We start from the raw sequence: 19,342 nt of genomic DNA, 5'->3' as shown, positions 1-19,342 counted from the left end.
TGGGCCACTCATGGAATACAGGAGCGACGTCATGGCAAAGAACCTCACCCGGCAACTCATCGAGCAGCACCTGGTCAGTGGCACCATGAAGCCCGGCGAAGCGGTAAAGCTCAAAATTGACCAGACCCTGTGCCAGGACGCCACCGGCACTATGGTGATGCTCGAGTTTGAGGCGCTGGGCTTGCCGCGGGTCAAGACCGAACTCTCCGCACAGTATGTGGATCACAACCTGATTCAGGCGGATTTCAAAAATGCAGACGACCACCTGTTTTTGCGCAGCGCCTGCCGCAAGTGGGGGCTCTGGTTCTCGCGGCCGGGCAACGGCATCAGCCATGCGGTGCACATGGCCTGCTTTGGTGTGCCGGGCAAGACACTGCTGGGTTCCGACAGCCATACCTGTGCCGGTGGGGCCATGGGCATGCTCGCCATGGGGGCGGGCGGATTACAGGTGGCGCTGGCGATGGCCGGCCTGCCGTATTCCCTGACCATGCCAGAGGTGGTCGGCGTCGAGGTCAGCGGCAAGCTGCCCCCGTGGGTGAGCGCCAAGGATGTGATCCTGGAAATGCTGCGGCGTTACGATGTGAAAGGCGGTGTGAACAAGGTGTTCGAATACTACGGCCCGGGGCTCGACAATCTGACGGCCATGGATCGTCACGTCATCGCCAATATGGGGCAGGAAATGGGCGCGACCGCCAGCGTGTTCCCCGCGGATGACATGCTTCGCGCGTTTCTCCGCCAGCAGGGGCGCGAGGATGACTTCGTGGAACAAAAAGCCGAGGAGGGCGCCGACTACGATCACCGCGAGCAGATAGACCTTTCTGCGCTGGAGCCCATGATTGCCTGCCCATCCAGCCCGGGCAATGTGGTGACCGTGCGCGAGGTGGCGGGCAAGCCGATTTACCAGAGCTATATCGGCTCCAGCGCCAACCCCGGCCTGCGGGATTTTGTAGTGCCGGCAAAAATGGTGGCCGGGAAAAATATTCCCGAAGAAATTTCACTGGATATCAATCCCACCAGCCGCCAGTTGCTGGAAGAGCTGAGTCGTACCGGTGATCTCAACCGCCTGTTGCAGGCGGGTGCGCGTCTGCACCAGACCGGCTGTAACGGCTGTATCGGCATGGGCCAGGCACCCGCCAGTGGCCGTATCAGCCTGCGCACGGTGCCGCGCAATTTCCCCGGGCGCTCTGGCACCAAGGAAGATCAGGTTTACCTGTGCAGCCCGGAAACGGCCACCGCCAGTGCCCTGACGGGGGTGATTACCGACCCCCGCGATATGGATATGGACTACCCGGCGTTCGCCGAGCCGGACACTCTCAACGACATGCGCCCGCTGATGCTCGCACCGCGGGATACCAGCAACGAAATACCCGTAGAACTGGAGAAAGGCCCGAACATTCAACCATTGCCGGATTTCGAAGCGCTACCGGATGCCCTGAGTGGCCCCATTCTGCTCAAGGTGGGGGACAATGTTTCCACCGATGAAATTCTGCCAGCCGGTACCGATATCCTGCCGCTGCGCTCAAACATTCCCGCCATCAGCCATTACACCTTTTCCCGCGTTGACGAATCCTTTTACGACCGCGCGAAAAAGCTCGACGGCGACTGCTTTGTGATCGGTGGGGAAAACTACGGGCAGGGCTCCAGCCGCGAACACGCGGCAATCGCACCGCGCTACCTCCGTGTGCGCGCGGTGATCGCGGTTTCCATGGCGCGTATCCACCGCCGCAACCTGATCAACTTCGGCGTGGTGCCGCTGCTGTTCAAAACACCTGAGGATCTTGCGCGCCTGAACCAGGACGACACCCTGGCCTTTGAGGATCTGCCGGGGCAGCTGCGCAAGGGTAAGTCGGTGAAGGTGCAGCTGGCCGACGGCAACACACTGGAAGTCACGCACAATATGAGTGAGGAAGAGGTTGCCACAGTGCTTGCGGGTGGGCTGATCAATGAGGTGCGGAAAAACCACCTGGAGTGATCTCCGCCTGTGCGTCAGCAGCGCCAGCGCGCCTCGCGGCTAGCTGGCCAGGCGGTCCAGCCGCAGCCTCTCGCGCCGGTCGAACAGGCGCCGCGCGCACAGTGCCACTGCCGCGAAGGTGCCGAAGCCGGTGCCGGCGGCGATGGTGAACATGATGAGTATCTGGTACTTCACCGCCAGAGCCGGCGAGCTGCCGGCAAGAATCTGGCCGGTCATCATGCCCGGTAGCGACACGATACCCGCCGCCGCCATGGCGTTGATGGTGGGCATGAGACCGGCACGCATGGCGTCGCGGCGCAATTGACCGCTGGCCTGGTGCCAGGTTTCCCCCAGCATCAGGCGGTTTTCGATTTCACCGCGCCCGCGCCGCGCGCCCTCCGTCAATCGTTCCAGCCCCAGGGCGACACCGGTCATGGTGTTGCCCAGTAGCATCCCCAGCAGGGGAATGGCGTACTGCGGGGTGTACCAGGGCTCGGGGCCGATGATGACCACCAGCGTCAGCACGGTAACCGCAAACGCGGAAATGAACATGGACAGGGTGCCGATGCCGAAACTCCAGCCCCCGCGCAGGGGATGATTCTGCCGGGCCACCACTTCGCGGCCGGCCAGCAGCAACATGGCAATCCCCATCAGCGCCACCCACCCCAGGCTGCCCGCGGTAAACAGCGTCTCCAGCACCAGGCCGATCAGCGCCAGTTGAATGGCGGTACGCGCGGCCGCAATCAGTAGTGATTTACCGATGTTGAGTTGTGCCAGCCAGGTGCATACCGCGAGTGCCACTACCAGGCCGGCGGCAATACCCAGCTGCCACCAGCTCAGATCGATGACATTCATACTGTGCGCTCCTCCATACTGCCTTCGTCATCGAGGTGGAAATGCCGCTGCGCCACACGTGTAATCTGTGCGCGGGCATGGGCGACCCACAGCACCGGTAGTTGCCGGTTTTGGATTTCCTCCTGCAACCAGTGCTCCACCTGTTCGGTGGTGTCTTCGTCGAGGTTTGCGGTGGGCTCGTCCAGCAGCAGGGCGCACGGGTCTCGGGCGAGGGCGCGCAGCAGCGCCAAGCGCTGCTTTTCCCCGGAAGACAGCCGGGACACCGGCCACATCATGCACTCTTCCGCTAAACCAAGGGCGTCGGGCACGGTGGTACCCTCCGGAAAATGTTCCCCGACCGTTTCTCCCCACCAGGCACTGTCTGCCGGCACCATCATCACCGCCTGGCGCCAGCGGTGCGCGGGCATGGCTGCGCGCGCCTGGTTTCCCAGATGCACCTCGCCACTATGCAGCTCCATGTCCGTGATGGCGCGCAGCAGTCGGCTTTTGCCGATACCGGAGGTGCCCGACAAGCAGACGATTTCGCCGGGTGCAATTGTTAGGTCGACCGGTTTGAGGTCGCCAATAGCCAGTTGTGCAATGTCCAGCGAGTTTGCAGTGTTCAAGTTGGGTTGCCTGGATCCGTTTGAAAGCCGTGGGCCACGGGCCATACACGGGGTGGGGGAACGCTGTTTTTAGCAGCAATGGTACCGCCACCGCAATCCGCGATTGCCGCAGGTATGGGGTGAAATGCACGGGTAGTGGACGGGGGTCTTTGAACCACTGGCGTCTGTCCGCCATAATCCCCCCCAACTTCTACCTTCATTTCGAACAGAATAACGAGACTCTCGCAGTATGACCGAGCCCTCCGTCTTTGACGCATCCGAACGCCAGCACCTGGCGGAGTATACCGAGAAGGCGTACCTGGACTACTCCATGTACGTGATTCTCGACCGCGCCCTGCCCAATATTGGCGACGGCCTCAAGCCGGTACAGCGCCGCATTGTCTACGCCATGAGCGAGCTGGGGCTGAAGAATACCGCCAAGTACAAGAAGTCTGCGCGCACCGTGGGCGACGTGATCGGTAAGTACCACCCGCACGGCGACAGCGCCGTGTACGAAGCCATGGTGCTGATGGCACAGCCGTTCAGCTACCGCTACCCGCTGGTAGACGGCCAGGGCAACTGGGGTTCGCCGGACGACCCGAAATCTTTTGCCGCCATGCGTTACACCGAATCTCGCATGGGTAAATACTCCGAGGTGCTGCTGTCGGAGCTGGGTCAGGGTACCGTGGACTGGCAGGCGAACTTCGACGGCACCATGGATGAGCCGGCCGTGCTGCCGGCGCGGGTGCCCAATATCCTGCTGAATGGCACCACCGGCATTGCCGTGGGCATGGCCACCGACATTCCCCCGCACAATCTGCGTGAGGTGGTGGATGCCACCGTGCACATGCTGGAAAACCCCAAGGCCACCGTGAGCGAGCTGTGCGAGTTTATCCAGGGCCCGGATATGCCCACCGAGGCGGAAATCATTTCGCCCCGCGCCGATCTGCAAAAAATTTACGAGACCGGCAAAGGCTCGGTGAGAATGCGTGCGGTGTGGAGCAAAGAGGACGGGGACATCATCATCACCGCGCTGCCTTATCAGGCCAGCGGTTCCAAGGTGCTGGAGCAGATTGCTGCACAGATGCAGGCCAAGAAGCTGCCGATGGTCAGCGACCTGCGCGATGAGTCGGATCACGAAAACCCCACCCGCCTGGTGATTGTGCCCAAGTCCAACCGGGTCGATCTGGAGCAGGTGATGAACCACCTGTTCGCCACCACGGACCTGGAAAAGAGCTACCGGGTCAACTTGAACATGATTGGCATCGACGGCCGCCCGCAGGTGAAGTCCCTGGACAAGATCATCGCCGAGTGGCTGAGCTTCCGTACCGTCACCACACGGCGGCGCCTGCAGTTCCGGCTCGACAAGGTCGAGCGCCGCCTGCACCTGTTGGATGGTTTGCTGATCGCGTTCCTGAACATTGATGAAGTGATCGAGATCATCCGCACCCATGACGAGCCCAAGCAGGAGCTGATGCGCCGCTTTGAGCTGTCGGAAGTGCAGGCGGAATATGTGCTCGACACCAAGTTGCGCCAGTTGGCGCGCCTCGAAGAAATGAAAATTCGCGGCGAGCAGGCGGAACTGGAAAAAGAGCGCGACATGCTCACCAAGACCCTGGAAAGTGCCCGTCGCCTCAAGACCCTGATTAAAAAAGAGCTGCTGGCGGCCGCGGACGAGTTCGGGGATGAACGCCGCTCGCCGATTGTCGAGCGTGAGGAAGCCCGCGCTTTCAGTGAAACCGAGCTGCTGTCCAGCGATCCGATCACCGTGGTACTGTCGGCCAAGGGCTGGATCCGCCAGGCCAAGGGTCACGAAATCGACCCCGAATCCCTCAGCTATAAGGCCGGCGACGGCTTCAAGTATGCCGCCCGCGGCAAGAGCAACCAGCCGGCGCTGTTGCTCGACAGCACCGGGCGCAGTTACGCCATCGCCGCGCATACCCTGCCGTCGGCGCGGGGTCAGGGTGAGCCGCTGTCCGGGCGTATCAACCCGCCGTCAGGGGCGACCTTTGAAGGCCTGCTGATGGGCGGCGACGAACAGAAAGTGCTGCTGGCGTCCGATGCCGGCTACGGGTTTATTGCCAAATACGCCGACCTGCAATCGCGCAACAAGGCGGGCAAGGCCATGCTGAGCCTGCCGAAAAACGCTCGCGTACTGCCGCCGCAGGAAATTGAAGATCCGGAAAATGCGTTGCTCGCGGCGGTTACCAGTGAGGGGCGCATGCTGGTATTCCCGGTAGCGGAATTGCCGGAGCTGTCCAAGGGCAAGGGCAACAAGATCATCAATATCCCCGCCGCCCGCGCTGCCAGCCGCGAGGAAATCGTGGTCGGGGTTGCGGTACTGGAGGGTAAAGACCAGCTTCTGATTCATGCGGGCAAACGCCACACCAAGATCAAGATTGCCGAGCTGGAGCACTATCAGGGAGAGCGTGGACGGCGTGGCAATAAATTGCCGCGCGGTTTCCAGAAGGTAGACCGGGTGGAGGTGGAGCGGAAGTAAAATTTCGCACTCACTCGCAGTAATAAAAAAAGAGGGCATATTGCCCTCTTTTTTTATTTTCTGAGCCTGGCTCGGAATCGATTACTTGGCCGGATACCAGGTCTGGGTGCGGTAGAAAAAGCCGAGGTAGCCGCGGACTTTCAGGTTGCCGCCTTCCTCCCACATTTTACAGTCGTACACCTTGCCCTTGGCCGGATCGAGGATCTGGCCGCCCTCGTAAACGTCGCCCTTTTTCACCATGTTGGTGATGATGTTCATACCCACAATCTGTTTGCCCTTGCGATCGCCGGGGCAGGCGTCACACACGGTGTCGTCCGGCTTCATCAGCAGGTCGACCACGCGACCGTAGTATTTGCCACCCTGTTCGTAAATCTCGACGATGGACTTTTTCTGTCCGGTTTCGTCGTCGATGGTCGTCCAGCGTCCGACCACATCAGCGAAGGCGAGTTGGGTAGAAACGAGTAATGCAGTAATGGCAAGCAGTAGAGTTTTCATAAGAGGTCCATCGCTAGAATAAGGTGTGACCATAACACCATATTCGGTCTATTTCTGCCCTGAGGCTTCCATTCTAGTGTAGATGCTTGGGGTCATGGTGCAGCAAGAAAAGGCCGCGGGAATTCGCCGAAACCACCGCGCAGGAAAATATACCGCCAGCGGTTCCTGTACCGTCAGGCCGGCGCCGGTCTCACGAGGAGCAGCTGATCGGCAGGTGCTTGCCGGATTCCGCCGGTGCGGCAGCCCAGTCATCAAACCCGGGATGTTCCTCGAATGGGGACTGCAATAGCGTAAAGAAGGTGGCCAGGGGCTGGTAGTCGCCGGCCTGCGCTGCCTCAATCACGCGTTGCGCAAGATAGTTGCGCAGGATGAACTTGGGGTTGGTGCCCAGCATGGCGTGCCGGCGCGCTTCGGCGGGCCGGGTTTCTTTCTGCAGCCGCTGGTCGTAATGGTGCAGCCAGTCGGACAGGGCCTGGTGTTGTGCCGGAGCCACCAGTGCCGCCAGTGCGTCGGCCGGCCGCTCGCCGGTATAGCGGCTCAGCGCGCGAAAAAACAGCGAATAGTCTGCCTGTCCCTGCTCCAGTAACTGCAGCAGATCGGCGCACAGTTGCTGGTCGTTTTCGTCGTGTATTGCCAGGCCCAGCTTCGCGCGCATCAAGTTCGCATAGTGTGTGATCAGCAGAGGCTGGTACTCGCCGAGGCAATCTTTCAGTGTCTCGGTGTCCAGCAGAGAGGAAAACGCGTGCGCCAGCGCGTTCAGGTTCCACAGCACCACGCCGGGCTGCGCATCAAATGCGTAACGCCCGGTGTGATCTGAATGGTTGCAGATGAAGCCCGGCTCGTAGTCGTCGAGGAATCCGTAGGGGCCGAAGTCAAACGTATCACCGATGATCGACATATTGTCGGTGTTCAGTACGCCGTGGGCGAAGCCCACCGATTGCCAGCCCGCGGCCAGCTCGGCGCTGCGCTTTACGGTGAAGCGCAACAGGGCCTCGGCCTGCGCCGCCGTGGGCTGGTCACTCACCTCCGGCAAAAACTGTGCGCAGACGAACTGCACCAGCTGCTTCTGGGCTTCCAGCTGGCGCGTGTAGAACAGGTATTCAAAATGGCCGAAGCGGATATGGGTGCGGGCGACGCGAATCAGTGCGGCGCCGGTCTCCATGGTTTCCCGGGCCACAGGTTCGTCACTGCCTACGATGCACAGCGCACGGGTACTGCGGATCCCGAGCGCGGTTAACGCCTCGCCGGCCAGATACTCGCGAATGGTGGAGCGCAATACGGCGCGGCCATCGCCGAAGCGGGAGTAGGGCGTTTTACCGGCGCCTTTCAGGTGCAGGTCCCAGTGCTTGCCGTGATACTCGATTTCCCCGAGCAAAAGTGCACGGCCGTCGCCGAGGTCGGGGTTATAGCCGCCGAACTGGTGACCGGTATATTTCATGGCGAAGGGGGCGCTGCCCGCAAATAGTTGCGCGCCACTGGCGAGCTGCGCCCACTGGGCACTGTCTGCCTCGCGCGGGTCGATGCCCAGCAGTGCCAGTACCGACGGGTTCACGTGGATGGTGTGCGGCGCGCGCAGCGGGGTGGGCGCGGTGGGGGTGCCGAAGACCGCACCCAGGTCGGCGAAGCGGTGCTGCAGGTGCACTTTGTCGAGGGAGCGTGCATTGAGGGAAAGTGCATCGGGGTAAGTTGCGCTGGGGTCGGTTTTGCTCACGGGTCGCCTAAGTCTGTTTTACCGTCAGTTTGATTTGTTTGTCTTCCCAGCATTCCACCTCCAGCTCCAGCAGGTCCTCGATGGCGGGATACTGATACATCCAGTCTTCGGGAACGTGCAGGCGATAGCCGGGGCCGTCTGCCGACAGGCTAAGGCCTTCGATGCTGCGGTCTACATGGTCCCGGTGCACGATACAGGCCAGACGCAGGCACAGTAGCAGCTCTGTTCCGGGGTGGAAACCGTAGTGCTCTTTGACTTCTTTGATGTCGCCGCGCTGGTTGCGCACCAGGTACGCCAGGTTTTCCTGTTCGCTTTTACTGAACCCGGCCATGTCCGCATGCTCGATCATGTAGGCGCCGAGCTTGCGGAAGCTGCTGTGGGACAGCGCCAGGCCGAGTTCGTGCAGGTCGGCGGCCCAGCGCAGCAGGCGCCGCTGGGAAACCGGGGCATAGGGGTTTAACTGGCCGAGAAATTGCAACGCCGTATTGGCGACCCGCCTGGCCTGTTCGGGATCGACGGCACCGTGCTCCATCAGGGCCAGCACCGTATCGGCGCGACGATCGCCACCGGCGGCGCGACCCGCCAGGTCATGCACAATGCCCTCGCGGATGGCGTAAGGCGAAACCTGCATCTGCTGGATATCCAGCTCGCGAAAAATGCCGTGCAGAATTGCCAGCCCGGCGGCAAACACCGGGCGTCTTTCCGGGTTGAGATGGGGCAGGCCGATGGCGTCGACGGTTTTACAGCTCGCCACCTTGTCCGCGAGTCGATCGAGCGCGTCGCGCTGAATGGGCAGTAGCTCGCCGTCATTCAGTACCCGCGCTACGGATTTGACCGTGCCAGAGGCGCCCATAACCAGGGCATCGTCGGCCATATGCCGTAGCTCCTGCAGCTCCGCCTGCGCGGCGCGGCGCGCGCGGATAAAATTGTTGCGCTTGCCCGCATCGATTTTTCCGCTGTCGAAAAAGCGTCGGTTGAAGCCTACGCAGCCCATGTTCACGCTGTGCAGCTGGCGGGGATGTTCCACCCCGCGCACCAGTTCCGTCGAGCCGCCGCCAATATCCACCACACAGCGCAGCTGGGGGGCGCCCTCTGCCGCGGCCATGACCCCGGAATAGATCAGCCGCGCTTCTTCGATACCCGAGATGATTTCGATGGGGGCGCCCAGGATGGACTCGGCGGCTTCCAGAAACCCGTCCGCCCGGGAACTCGCAGCCCGCAGCGTATTGGTGCCCACCGCCCGCACGTTTTCCAGTGGCAGGTCCTGGATCACGGGCGCGAAACGGCGCAGGGCTTCCAGCGCGCGCTCCGCCACCGCCGGCGCCAGGTTGCACTCGCGATCAAGGCCTTCGGCGAGACGCACCATGGCGCGGTCGGTGTGCAGGCGCACCATGCGCTGCTCGCGAAATTCTGCCAGCAACAGATGAAAACTGTTGGAACCCAGGTCGAGGGCGGCGTAACGTTCGTGCGTGGCTTCGGTATCGGCGGTCATGGTTATGGTTGTCAAATTCTCGTAACAAAAATGTAGCAAACTATGCAGTCATCACCTATGGCTTTCTAAAGCACCGATGCCTTCGCAAGCGGCGACATGCTCTGCCAGCAGGCAACTGCCACCACGGCGTGAATCGCGCGGAATCCCTTTCCATGGAGAATGCAGTAGAGAGTATGGCAAACGACATTCCCCTGTACCCCAAGGAGCTCAGCTGGCTCTCCTTCAACGCCCGTGTCCTGCAGGAAGTTGAAGACGACAGCGTGCCCATTATTGAGCGGGTACGCTTTCTTGGCATCTTCTCCAACAATCTCGATGAGTTTTACCGGGTGCGGGTGGCCGATGTTCGCCGACTGGCCACGTTCACCAAGGGCAGCAAGAGGAAAGACCAATTCTCCGACCTGCTGGGGCAGATCAATGAAAAGGTGCTGCGCCTGCAGGCGCGCTTTGGCAATGCCTACAACAAGGTGCTGGAAGACCTGGGCCGAAACGACATTCATGTGATCAACGAACGCCAGCTTACCGACAATCAGCGCGCCTATGTAGAGGAATATTTCCACCGCGAGGTGTTGCCGGAGCTGGAGCCGTTTTTCATCGATGACCGGGATACCATGCCGCTGCTGAATGAAGCGAGTATTTACTTCGGGATCTATCTGGAGCTGGAAGACGGCAGTCTGCGCTTTGCCGGACTGGAGTTGCCTACGGATATCCTGCCGCGCTTCGTGGCCATCCCGCATCGGGACAAGCACCGCGAGAAGGTGTATATCGTCCTCGATAATGTGATCCGCGCGTGTCTGGTGGATGTGTTCCGCTATGTGCTGCCGATCGACAAGGCCGCCGCTTATACGTTCAAAATCAGTCGGGATGCAGAGCTCGAGCTGGGTGAGCACGTTACCCAGAATATTGTCGATCGGGTGGCGAAGTCCCTGAAGAAGCGCAGGCAGGCAGAGCCGGTACGCCTGGTTTACGACTCCACCATGCCGGAAGTACTGCTGCAGCTGATCAAGAAAAAGCTGAAAATGGGGCGCTACGACAGCTATACGCCCGGGGGGCGCTACCACAACTCCAAGGATTTCATGCGTTTCCCGGCCGACAGTCGGCAGCACACCTACCGCAAGATCAAACCACTGCCCACACTTCCGGATAGTGCCAACATTTTTGACTGGCTGCGTGAGGGCGACAGGCTGTGCTATTACCCGTACCACGACTTCCGTGTCATCACCAAGTTACTGGCGTCTGCGGCCATCGACCCCAGGGTGCGGGAAATCCGTATCAACCTGTACCGGGTTGCGCAGAATTCGCGCGTGGTAGCGGCGCTGGTCAATGCGGTGCGCAACCAGAAGCAGGTCACGGCGGTGGTGGAACTGCAGGCGCGGTTTGATGAGCAGGCCAACATTCACTGGTCCAACGAATTGAGCGATGCGGGCGTCGAGGTCATTTATGGGGTGCCGGGCCTGAAGGTGCACTGCAAGCTGATTTCTATCCTGCGTGAAGAGGGCGGGCGCGATCGCTATTACAGCCACTTTGGCACCGGTAATTTTAACGAGAGCACCGCGCGTTTTTACTGCGACTTCAGCCTGCTGACGAGCGATGACAAGCTGGGTGAAGATGCCTACCGGGTATTCGATTTCATCAAGCAGCCACATTTACAGCCGGACTATCACCACGTGTGGATGTCGCCCCATAGCAACCGGCCCAATATTCTGGCGTGTATCGAGCGGGAGATTACCGCGGCCGTAGCGGGTGAGCCCGCGGAAATTATTATCAAGTGCAATAACCTGGTGGATTCTGAGGTGATCGAGCACCTGTACCGCGCCGATGCGGCGGGGGTGCGTGTGAGAATCATTGTGCGCAGTATGTGCGCCCTGCTGTGCCAGACCCGGGGGCTGTCTGACAACATCCAGGTGTTGAGCCTGGTGGATAAATACCTGGAGCACGCGCGGGTCTATGCCTTTCACAACGGTGGGGATACCCAGGTGTATCTGTCATCGGCAGACCTGATGACCCGGAACCTGGACCACCGGGTGGAAGTCACTTTTCCTCTGTTGTGCGCAGCGCACCGGAAAACCGTGCTGGATATTCTCGAGCTGCAGTGGCAGGACAACCAGAAAGCGCGGGTACTGGATGCGGACCAGAGCAACAGCCGCATCGCCAATTCAAAAGCGAAGCGCAGCGTGCGTTCGCAGGATGCGATTTACCGATACCTGAAAAAAGCAGACGTGTGAGGCGCTCAGTTTCGGCTGAGCCCGACCAGCTTGCCGTTTTTGATGGACAGCCGATAGCGCTTGCCGATTTTCAGCTGGTCCTTGCAGCGGGATTCGATGGTAATGCGGGGGAACTGCGGTGTGACCACCCAGGTGGAAAAATCGTCTTCCGGCCCGCGTTTGATCATCCAGTAGTGGTCGCCGTGCTGGCAGTTGCCTTTTTGCAGGCAATTGTCGTAGCCCCACAGGTAGGCTTGCACGTCGTATGTATCCGGCAGGTTCTGCGCGGGGCGGAACGGCTCGCGGGGGTCCCCGGTGACCGTATAAAGGTCGTCAAAGTTGAGCAGCTTGAAGCCCTTGGCGCGGGTTTCGCAGTTGGCGGTGTGTACAACAACACCCGCGGCGGCCCCCGGTTCTGGTGACTTGCTGGTTTTGGCTCCTGCATCCATTTCACTGGGCAGGTAGCCGCAGCCACTCAGGGACAGGCTCCACATCGTCACGACGACGCTCAGGGCGCCACAGCCGAAATACCGCACTTCTTACCTCCATCGGTACCAAACCGCTCTTGTAACTATAGCCGGTGATTAGCTGCCGGCAGCAGGCGTGCCGCCCTCGTTGCCCCCGGGCGGCCTTTGCGTGTGCCCGCGTTTGATGGGAATGCGGTGAAAACGCACCTTGCGGCGGTAGGGGAAGGTGCTCTCCACGCGGCCTGCGCGAATCCGTTCCTGCAGGCGTTGCCAGTAGCGGTAGTCGTAAAGGTCGCTGTGCTGGGCTTCAAAGGCGTTGCGGGCCACCGGGTTGCCGGAGAAAAACAGGCGGAACTCCTCCGGGAAGACATCCGCCTCCGCTACCGTATACCAGGGGCGGTCGGCCAGTTCCTGCTCTGCCGTACGGGGCTCGGGAATCTTGCGAAAATTGCATTCGGTGAGCGGGCAGAGTTCATCGTAATCGTAAAACACCACGCGGCCGTGGCGCGTGACGCCGAAGTTCTTCAGCAGCATATCGCCGGGAAAGATATCCGCCGCGGCCAGCTGTTTGATGGCGTTGCCGTACTCTTCCATGGCATCGATGGTCTGCTGCTCATCCGCCTGGTCCAGATACAGGTTGAGGGGCTCCATGCGCCGCTCCACATACAGGTGCTTGATGATGACCCATTTGTCATCCATGTGGAGCTTGGAAGGCGCCAGCGTCTGTAGCTCGTGCAACAGCTCGTCACTGAAGCGGTTGCGGTAAAAAATGAAGTTGGTGTACTCCTGGGTATCGGCCATGCGCCCAACCCGGTCGGCACGGGATACAAATTTGTACTTTTCCCGGACGATTTCTTCGGTGACTGTCTTGGGGTTATCGAACTTGTCCTTGATGACCTTGAATACCACCGGGTAGGAGGGGAGGGTAAACACGCTCATCACCATGCCCTTGATCCCGGGTGCAATGATGAATTTGTCGTTACTCACCTTCATGTGCGCCAGAATATGGCGATAGAACTCGGTTTTGCCGTGCTTGTGGAAGCCGATGGAATTGTACAGCTCGGATTTTTCCTTCAGCGGCATGATGGTGGAAAGGAAGCGCACGAACCGCGAAGGGATGGGCGCATCCACCATAAAGTAGGAGCGCGTAAAACTGAAAATGATGCTGGCGGAATCGTTGTCGTGGATCAGCGTATCCACAAAAATGTTGCCGCGGCCATTGTTGAGGCAGGGCAGGATCAGCGGAATGACCTCCCCGGCGAACATAAGGCGTCCCACCAGGTAGGCGGCCTTGTTGCGATAAAAAACCGATTCCAGCATATCCACCCGCAGCCGCTGCTCGTCGTCTTCCTCGGTCAGTTTGTCGGCCAGTGGACCTTCGCGGAGGCTTGTGCAGATATTGGCTACATCCCGCGCCATATCTTCCCAGGGGATGGAAAAGCTGTAGTCGGCGAGGATGTCTTCGATCATCGCCGCCAGCCCATCGCGACCGCTGTAGCTGATGTAGATGCTGTAATCTCGCAGGGGTTTGTCGTCCAGTGCGCGAGAGGACTTCACAAAAATGTGGCTATCGTGAATATGTGCGTGCTGGAACTGGCTGCAGAACACCGAATTGAAAAATGTCTCGGCAATTTCGTAATTATTGTTGTTGGCGATCAATTGTGCGTAGGTGGCCTTGGCCTGCCCCCACAGCTCCAGCTGGGTCGTATCCTTGCTGGTCACCGAGTGCACCAGCTTCAGCACCTGGTTGACCTTGACCTTGTACAGGTCGATGCGCTCCTTGTTGGTTTCGCGCACCGCTGCCCAGGCGGCGGTTTCAAAGCGCGCCTTGGCACCGAGGGTAATGTTCTGGAAATCGGCAAAATAGGCATCAAAGCCATTGAGAATTGTTTTTGCGATACGCCGGGCCGTCGGGGAATGGTTTGTCATGCACTAGACTCTTGTGGATTCCTCTCCTTGCATATTGCCGATACTAGCACGGGCTTACAGGTTACCCATTGAACGATTGGATCAGTAGCTTTGTCTTTTTCTTTGCGGTGATTGACCCGGTGGGCACCCTGCCGGTGTTCATTGCGGTGACCAGCCGCCACAGCGAATGGCAGCGGCGCAAGATTGCATTTCTGGCGGTGATCGTTGCCACCGTGATTCTGATGCTGTTCCTGCTGGCGGGGCAGTATCTGCTCGAGGCCATCGGGGTGCCGCTCTCTGCCTTCCAGGTGGCGGGCGGGATTGTGCTGTTCCTGTTCGCGCTCACCATGATCTTTGGCGAAGGCAAACCCGAGCACGAGGTGGAGATTATTCGCGGCGGGCATGAGACCGCCATTTTTCCCTTGGCGGTGCCGTCGATCGCTTCCCCCGGCGCCATGCTGGCGGCGGTGGTGCTCACCGACAACCACCGGTTTGATCCGATTCACCAGGTGAATACCGCCACCGCCATGCTCGCGGTGCTGGGGATCGTTTTGGCGCTATTGCTGACTGCCAACTGGATTCACCGCTGGATTGGCGACGCCGGTGCCAGTATCGTCAGCCGGGTTATGGGGCTGATTCTCGCTTCCGTAGCAACCACCAATGTGCTCGTAGGGCTGCAGCAGTTTTTTATGACCTGACAACACTTTTTCATTGCGCTCATCGTGATTGGATCGCGCCTGCCGGTTCCCGATCGCGCATAAAAAAACGCCGGCAGTCCGGCGTTTTTCAGGGTACCCCGGGTTCCGGGGTGCGGCATATCGCTATGGTCCGCGGCCCCGTACCAGGCGCACAATCAGCAGTATTACCGCAATCACCAGCAATACGTGCAGAAAGCCACCCATGGTGTAAGAGCTCACGAGCCCTAGCAGCCAGAGCACGACGAGAATGACAATGATTGTCTCAAGCATGTTCGCTACCTCACTAGGCCAGTTGGGGGGTTGGCCGTGTTGGGCCAGGGACCACTGCTTCACGAAGAAGTGGCGGTGGAGTTAAAACATTAGCCTGCGAATGCCGATCCCACCAAGAAAAATGTTCCCCATTACAATTGGCAATAATCGTGAACGAACCTATCTAGAAAGGTTCTTAGAACCGCCAGTTAGCGTCTTGCCGGGCTAGTATCCGGCGAGCGTCGCGCGTGCCCTCGCCATGAATAATCCAGCGATGTGGGCTTTACGATGTGCGATGCGCGAAACCAAATACACCGCGCGGCCGTAGCAAGTGTAAGTCTGGTCCGGTTTCCGCGACTATAAATGCTATACCCCCCGTCTGGAGAGAACACGTGCTGATCAAGTCACCCAAGTCGCACACGCTGCGCGAAGCGCACATCACCCCTGAAACGGCGTATGTCTCCCGTCGCCGTGTCCTGGCCGGGCTGGGTGCCGGCATTGGCAGCCTGCTGCTGGCGCGTCACGCTCACGCCCTGGACCTGCTTGGCGGGGAGTCCCGGCAGGCAGCACCGCGCAAGCCGTTGACGTTTACCGCGGACAAACCGGCGCCGGAGCTGATCCTGACGCCGGAACCCAAGGTAATTACCTACAACAATTTTTACGAGTTTGGCACCGGCAAAACGGACCCGGCGGAAAACAGCCAGCACCTGAAAACAGAACCCTGGACCCTGCGCGTCGAGGGTGAGGTTGAAAAGCCCGCCACCGTAGACGTATGGAAACTGATGAATGAGATCGGGCTGGAAGAGCGCATCTATCGCATGCGCTGTGTCGAGGCCTGGTCCATGGTGATCCCTTGGGTGGGGTTTGAGTTGGGCAAGTTCCTGCAGCGGTTCGCCCCCACAAGCCGCGCCAAATACGTGGCATTTGAAACCCTGTACGATCCGGAACAAATGCCGGGCCAGCGCAATCGCTATGTGGGGGGCGGCGTGGATTATCCCTATGTTGAGGGGTTGCGTATGGACGAGGCGATGCATCCGCTGACCATTCTTTCTGTGGGGCTGTATGGCAAAACCCTGCCCCCCCAGAATGGCGCGCCCATTCGTCTTGTGGTGCCGTGGAAATACGGCTTCAAGGGCATCAAGTCCATCGTCAAAATCAAGCTGGTGGAGCGCATGCCGCCCACCAGCTGGAACAAGCTGGCGCCCCAGGAATACGGCTTTTATGCCAATGTAAACCCCGCCGTGGATCACCCGCGCTGGTCCCAGGCCAGCGAGCGCTTTATCGGCCCCGGCGGTCTGTTTTCGGTGAAGCGTCAGCCAACCCTGCCATTCAATGGCTACGGTGAAGAGGTCGCCGGCCTGTACTCGGGAATGAACCTGAAAAAGTTTTACTGATGACCCGCTCAGTACCGGGCGCCGGCTGGCGCAAACCACTGGCGACCACCTTACAGATAGGCGTGCACCTCGGGGCGCTGCTGCCCCTGCTGTGGCTGTTCGTGGCGATCAGTCAGGGGCGCCTCGGCGGCGACCCGGTGAAGGAGCTGATTCATTACCTCGGCATGGGTGCCATCCGTCTGCTGCTGCTTACCCTGCTGGTCTCTCCCCTGGCAAAGTCGCTGCACTTTGGCCAGCTAAACCGTCTGCGTAGGCCACTGGGGCTCTGGTGCTTCGCCTGGGCCACGCTGCATTTTCTTACCTGGCTGGCGCTGGATCTCGGTCTCGACTGGTCGCTGATCGGCGGTGAGCTGGTAAAGCGCACTTATATACTGCTGGGTTTTTCCGCCTGGCTGATGCTGCTGGCTCTGGCAATCACCTCATTTCCCGCCTTGCTCAAAAAAATGGGGCGCAACTGGAAGAAGTTGCACGGGCTGCTGTATATCGTGGTACTGCTCGCCTGCTGGCATTTCTGGTGGTCGGTGAAAAGCGGCTGGATAGAGCCCGCGGTTTACTTTGGTGTGGCGATTATTTTATTGGCGTGGCGCAGAGATTCGGTCCGTCGATGGCTCAAGTCCTGGTGAGGCTGGTAGCCACTACCGCAAGACATTTCTATCCGGCCCAACGACTTAACTACCCACGGCGCCGCCATCGGTACGACGGATGGCCAATACCGATGGCCGTGGCGGCAGCCGTGGGTCGTTGTCCGGCCAACGGTGCAGCGGGCTGTCAAACGTTGAGTTGTCTGCGTCCGCCGGGTGCTGTACCGAGACAAACAGGGTGTTGCCGTCCGGGGTGAATTCCGGGCCGCACAGCTCTCCGCCTTCGGGGCAACCAAAGAAGTGTTTGGGGGCCGCGCGCTGCTCTCCCTCGGTGGCCATCGCCCACAGTCCGTCGTGAAAGCCGAAGCGCTCGCAGCCATCGGTGGCAATCCACATATTGCCGCGCTGGTCGAAGGCTACATTGTCCGGGTTGGCAAACCAGCCGTGGGGCGAAATCGTGCCGCGCTGCGACTGGCCGTAAGCGCCGCGCTCCGCCGGGTCTTCCGCATTGGGATTACCACCGAGTAAAAAGGTATTCCAGCGAAAGGTGTCACTGACATGATCGCGGGCGCCGTTGCGACCCGGCGGCACGATTTCCAGTACGTGGCCCGCGGTATTGCGCGCGCGGGGATTGGCCGCGTTGACGTCCTCCGGTTTGCGCTGCTTGTTTTTGGTCAGCATCACATAGGTGCAGTCATTGACCGGATTGGTTTCCACATCCTCCGGACGATCCATCGGCGTCGCGCCCAGCAGTTTAGCCGCGCGGCGGGCATCCACCAGCACGTCTGCCTGATTGTGAAATCCGTTCTCTCCAGTGAGCGGCCCCTGGCCGTGTACCAGCGGTAACCAGCGTCCGCTGCCGCCTTCGGAAAACTGCGCGGCGTACAGGGTGCCCTCGCGCAACAGGGTGCGGTTGTGCCGGTTGTTCCCCGGGCGGTAAATATCGTGCGATACAAAGCGGTAGACAAACTGGTGTTCATCGTCGTCGCCGCCGTAGGCGACAACCGGCTGTCCCGGCTTGCTCACCAGGGTGAAGCCCTCGTGCTCGAAGCGTCCGAGGGCGGTGAGCTTGCGTGGCTCGGATTGCGGGTCGTAAGGGTCGTATTCCACCATCCAGCCAAACCGGTTGGGTTCGTTGGGCTCCACGGTGATGTCGAAGCGCTGATCGAAATCGCCCCAGTTGCGGTTGCCGGGCGAAATGCCAAAGGCATGGTGATTGCGGGCTTCGGTTTCATCCGCCACATTGTCCGGATCCCCCTGAAACGCGCCGCCAAAACCTTCCTCCGCAATCAGCACCGTGCCCCAGGGTGTCTTGCCTCCGGCGCAGTTACCCACAGTACCGAATACCCGTGTGCCACTGGGGTCGGCACCGGTCTGCAGGCGGCGGTCGCCGGCGGCGGGACCGACGATCGTCATCGGCGTGGTGAGCGACAGGCGACGGTTGTAGGGGCTGCCCGGTATCGGCTGCCAGCCGTGCCCGGTTTTTTCCACTTCCACAACCGTGTGACCACACGCCTGTTGCTCGATGGCCACATGCTCGTCTCGAGTGCCGCGATGGGCGCTGTCTTCGCTGTAGCCACTGAACATCAGGTGCGGCTGGGTGTATTCGTGATTGACGCACAACAGGCCGCGCTCGCTGTTGCGGCTCAGGCAGTGCTTGTCGCCCTCGCCGGGTCCGGCATTTTCGGCCAGGGGCATAAAGGCAATGAAATCATTGTTGTAGCCAAAGCGACGTGCCTGTTCCCGGGCGTCCAATTTCTCCGGAATAAAATCTCCGCCAAATGCATCCAGCGGGTCTCCCCAGCTCAATACCCGGTCGGCTACGTAGCCCTGCGGCACATGGTGGGTGAAATCAAGGCGGTGTGGTATTTCGGCGAAGCCCAGGTTCTCTTGCGCGCCTGACGCGGTTTTCCGCGTGCAGCCGGGCAACAGCGTGGCACCGGCGGTGGCCGCGGTGACTGCGCCGATTGCTTTGAACAGGGTGCGTCGTTCGGGGCTGCATGGTGATTGTGGCGATTGCGGCGAATGTGGTGAACGATCGGATGGTTTGTGGTCTGTCATAAGCATTCACCAATTATTCATTGTTGTAAGCGGCCTGCATCGGGTGTTTGGCGGTAGGCCGTTACCCATCAAGCCTAGCGCGGCAATGTGACAAATTTAAAAAAAGCGTAACCCAAGCTTCATATCCCAAGACTAGCCTGCGTCCACATAAACAGGTCGGGCGTGGCGTTTGATTTATCTCCGCGGTCCATCGGT

At 60.1% G+C, this 19,342-nt stretch carries 15 protein-coding genes; 6 read left to right on the top strand and 9 right to left on the bottom strand.

Translation table 11 applies throughout. From position 1 onward, the window contains the following. Nucleotides 1–31 precede the first annotated feature (31 nt). Nucleotides 32–1,972: an aconitate hydratase gene (locus AU182_RS15725; RefSeq protein WP_066967315.1), complete on the top strand. Its 1,941-nt coding sequence runs from the start codon at nucleotides 32–34 to the stop codon at nucleotides 1,970–1,972. A gap of 39 nt (nucleotides 1,973–2,011) precedes the next feature. On the opposite strand, the gene fetB is transcribed toward AU182_RS15725, so the two are convergent. After that, nucleotides 2,012–2,806 carry an iron export ABC transporter permease subunit FetB gene (fetB, locus tag AU182_RS15720; RefSeq protein WP_066967312.1) on the bottom strand — a complete coding sequence of 265 codons (795 nt, stop codon included), beginning with the start codon at nucleotides 2,804–2,806 and terminating at the stop codon, nucleotides 2,012–2,014. Then, nucleotides 2,803–3,411, bottom strand: coding sequence for an ATP-binding cassette domain-containing protein (locus AU182_RS15715; RefSeq protein WP_227718298.1), 609 nt, complete (start codon nucleotides 3,409–3,411; stop codon nucleotides 2,803–2,805). The genes fetB and AU182_RS15715 overlap by 4 nt, the downstream gene beginning before the upstream one ends. Nucleotides 3,412–3,640: 229 nt before the next feature. On the opposite strand from AU182_RS15715, the gene parC reads away from it, so the two are divergent. Beyond that, nucleotides 3,641–5,890, top strand: a complete 2,250-nt coding sequence (gene parC, locus AU182_RS15710) for a DNA topoisomerase IV subunit A (RefSeq protein ID WP_066967309.1) — start codon at nucleotides 3,641–3,643, stop codon at nucleotides 5,888–5,890. A gap of 81 nt (nucleotides 5,891–5,971) precedes the next feature. On the opposite strand, the gene AU182_RS15705 is transcribed toward parC, so the two are convergent. From AU182_RS15705 to AU182_RS15695, 3 genes are all read right to left on the bottom strand, one after another. Then, on the bottom strand, nucleotides 5,972–6,385 hold the full coding sequence (locus AU182_RS15705; RefSeq protein ID WP_066967306.1) for a DUF2147 domain-containing protein: 414 nt from the start codon (nucleotides 6,383–6,385) through the stop codon (nucleotides 5,972–5,974). A 190-nt stretch (nucleotides 6,386–6,575) separates the two neighbouring features. Beyond that, nucleotides 6,576–8,096, bottom strand: coding sequence for a YdiU family protein (locus AU182_RS15700; protein ID WP_066967303.1), 1,521 nt, complete (start codon nucleotides 8,094–8,096; stop codon nucleotides 6,576–6,578). A 7-nt stretch (nucleotides 8,097–8,103) separates the two neighbouring features. Further along, entirely contained in the window at nucleotides 8,104–9,588 is a 1,485-nt protein-coding gene (locus AU182_RS15695; RefSeq protein WP_066967299.1) for a Ppx/GppA phosphatase family protein, read from the bottom strand. A gap of 152 nt (nucleotides 9,589–9,740) precedes the next feature. Here AU182_RS15695 and ppk1 point away from each other — a divergent pair, with 152 nt between their 5' ends. Next, complete coding sequence (ppk1, locus tag AU182_RS15690; protein ID WP_227718297.1) at nucleotides 9,741–11,810, top strand: polyphosphate kinase 1; 2,070 nt, start codon at nucleotides 9,741–9,743, stop codon at nucleotides 11,808–11,810. 5 nt (nucleotides 11,811–11,815) lie between these two features. Here ppk1 and AU182_RS15685 read toward each other — a convergent pair whose 3' ends face one another. Both AU182_RS15685 and aceK read right to left on the bottom strand, forming a co-directional pair. Further along, nucleotides 11,816–12,325 carry a hypothetical protein gene (locus tag AU182_RS15685; RefSeq protein WP_066967297.1) on the bottom strand — a complete coding sequence of 170 codons (510 nt, stop codon included), beginning with the start codon at nucleotides 12,323–12,325 and terminating at the stop codon, nucleotides 11,816–11,818. A 48-nt stretch (nucleotides 12,326–12,373) separates the two neighbouring features. Further along, on the bottom strand, nucleotides 12,374–14,185 hold the full coding sequence (gene aceK / locus AU182_RS15680) for a bifunctional isocitrate dehydrogenase kinase/phosphatase (protein WP_066967294.1): 1,812 nt from the start codon (nucleotides 14,183–14,185) through the stop codon (nucleotides 12,374–12,376). A 68-nt stretch (nucleotides 14,186–14,253) separates the two neighbouring features. Between aceK and AU182_RS15675 the strand changes: the two genes are divergently transcribed. Continuing rightward, nucleotides 14,254–14,862, top strand: a complete 609-nt coding sequence (locus AU182_RS15675; RefSeq protein ID WP_066967290.1) for a MarC family protein — start codon at nucleotides 14,254–14,256, stop codon at nucleotides 14,860–14,862. Nucleotides 14,863–14,985: 123 nt separating this feature from the next. Here the strand turns inward: AU182_RS15675 and AU182_RS16585 are convergent, their stop codons facing one another. Then, nucleotides 14,986–15,132: a lmo0937 family membrane protein gene (locus tag AU182_RS16585; RefSeq protein ID WP_153039253.1), complete on the bottom strand. Its 147-nt coding sequence runs from the start codon at nucleotides 15,130–15,132 to the stop codon at nucleotides 14,986–14,988. 371 nt (nucleotides 15,133–15,503) lie between these two features. Here AU182_RS16585 and msrP point away from each other — a divergent pair, with 371 nt between their 5' ends. Both msrP and AU182_RS15665 read left to right on the top strand, forming a co-directional pair. Continuing rightward, nucleotides 15,504–16,505, top strand: coding sequence for a protein-methionine-sulfoxide reductase catalytic subunit MsrP (msrP, locus tag AU182_RS15670; protein WP_066967287.1), 1,002 nt, complete (start codon nucleotides 15,504–15,506; stop codon nucleotides 16,503–16,505). Continuing rightward, entirely contained in the window at nucleotides 16,505–17,128 is a 624-nt protein-coding gene (locus AU182_RS15665; RefSeq protein WP_066967284.1) for a sulfite oxidase heme-binding subunit YedZ, read from the top strand. Before msrP ends, AU182_RS15665 begins: the two co-directional genes overlap by 1 nt. Nucleotides 17,129–17,173: 45 nt before the next feature. On the opposite strand, the gene AU182_RS15660 is transcribed toward AU182_RS15665, so the two are convergent. Next, a complete protein-coding gene (locus AU182_RS15660; protein WP_066967281.1) occupies nucleotides 17,174–19,147 on the bottom strand; it encodes a PhoX family phosphatase in 1,974 nt (657 codons plus the stop codon). Nucleotides 19,148–19,342 lie beyond the last annotated feature (195 nt).

This window comes from Microbulbifer sp. Q7, from assembly GCF_001639145.1.
Classification (GTDB): domain Bacteria; phylum Pseudomonadota; class Gammaproteobacteria; order Pseudomonadales; family Cellvibrionaceae; genus Microbulbifer.
Note: the sequence above shows the minus strand (reverse complement) of the source record. Positions and strands in the feature narration are given on the sequence as shown.

Coding starts and splice junctions, on each gene's coding strand:
- AU182_RS15660 (WP_066967281.1), bottom strand. CDS start 19,147: ATGACAGACCACAAACCATCCGATCGTTCACCACATTCGCCGCAATCG.
- AU182_RS15665 (WP_066967284.1), top strand. CDS start 16,505: ATGACCCGCTCAGTACCGGGCGCCGGCTGGCGCAAACCACTGGCGACC.
- AU182_RS16585 (WP_153039253.1), bottom strand. CDS start 15,132: ATGCTTGAGACAATCATTGTCATTCTCGTCGTGCTCTGGCTGCTAGGG.
- fetB (WP_066967312.1), bottom strand. CDS start 2,806: ATGAATGTCATCGATCTGAGCTGGTGGCAGCTGGGTATTGCCGCCGGC.
- AU182_RS15705 (WP_066967306.1), bottom strand. CDS start 6,385: ATGAAAACTCTACTGCTTGCCATTACTGCATTACTCGTTTCTACCCAA.
- AU182_RS15725 (WP_066967315.1), top strand. CDS start 32: ATGGCAAAGAACCTCACCCGGCAACTCATCGAGCAGCACCTGGTCAGT.
- parC (WP_066967309.1), top strand. CDS start 3,641: ATGACCGAGCCCTCCGTCTTTGACGCATCCGAACGCCAGCACCTGGCG.
- aceK (WP_066967294.1), bottom strand. CDS start 14,185: ATGACAAACCATTCCCCGACGGCCCGGCGTATCGCAAAAACAATTCTC.
- ppk1 (WP_227718297.1), top strand. CDS start 9,741: ATGGAGAATGCAGTAGAGAGTATGGCAAACGACATTCCCCTGTACCCC.
- AU182_RS15695 (WP_066967299.1), bottom strand. CDS start 9,588: ATGACCGCCGATACCGAAGCCACGCACGAACGTTACGCCGCCCTCGAC.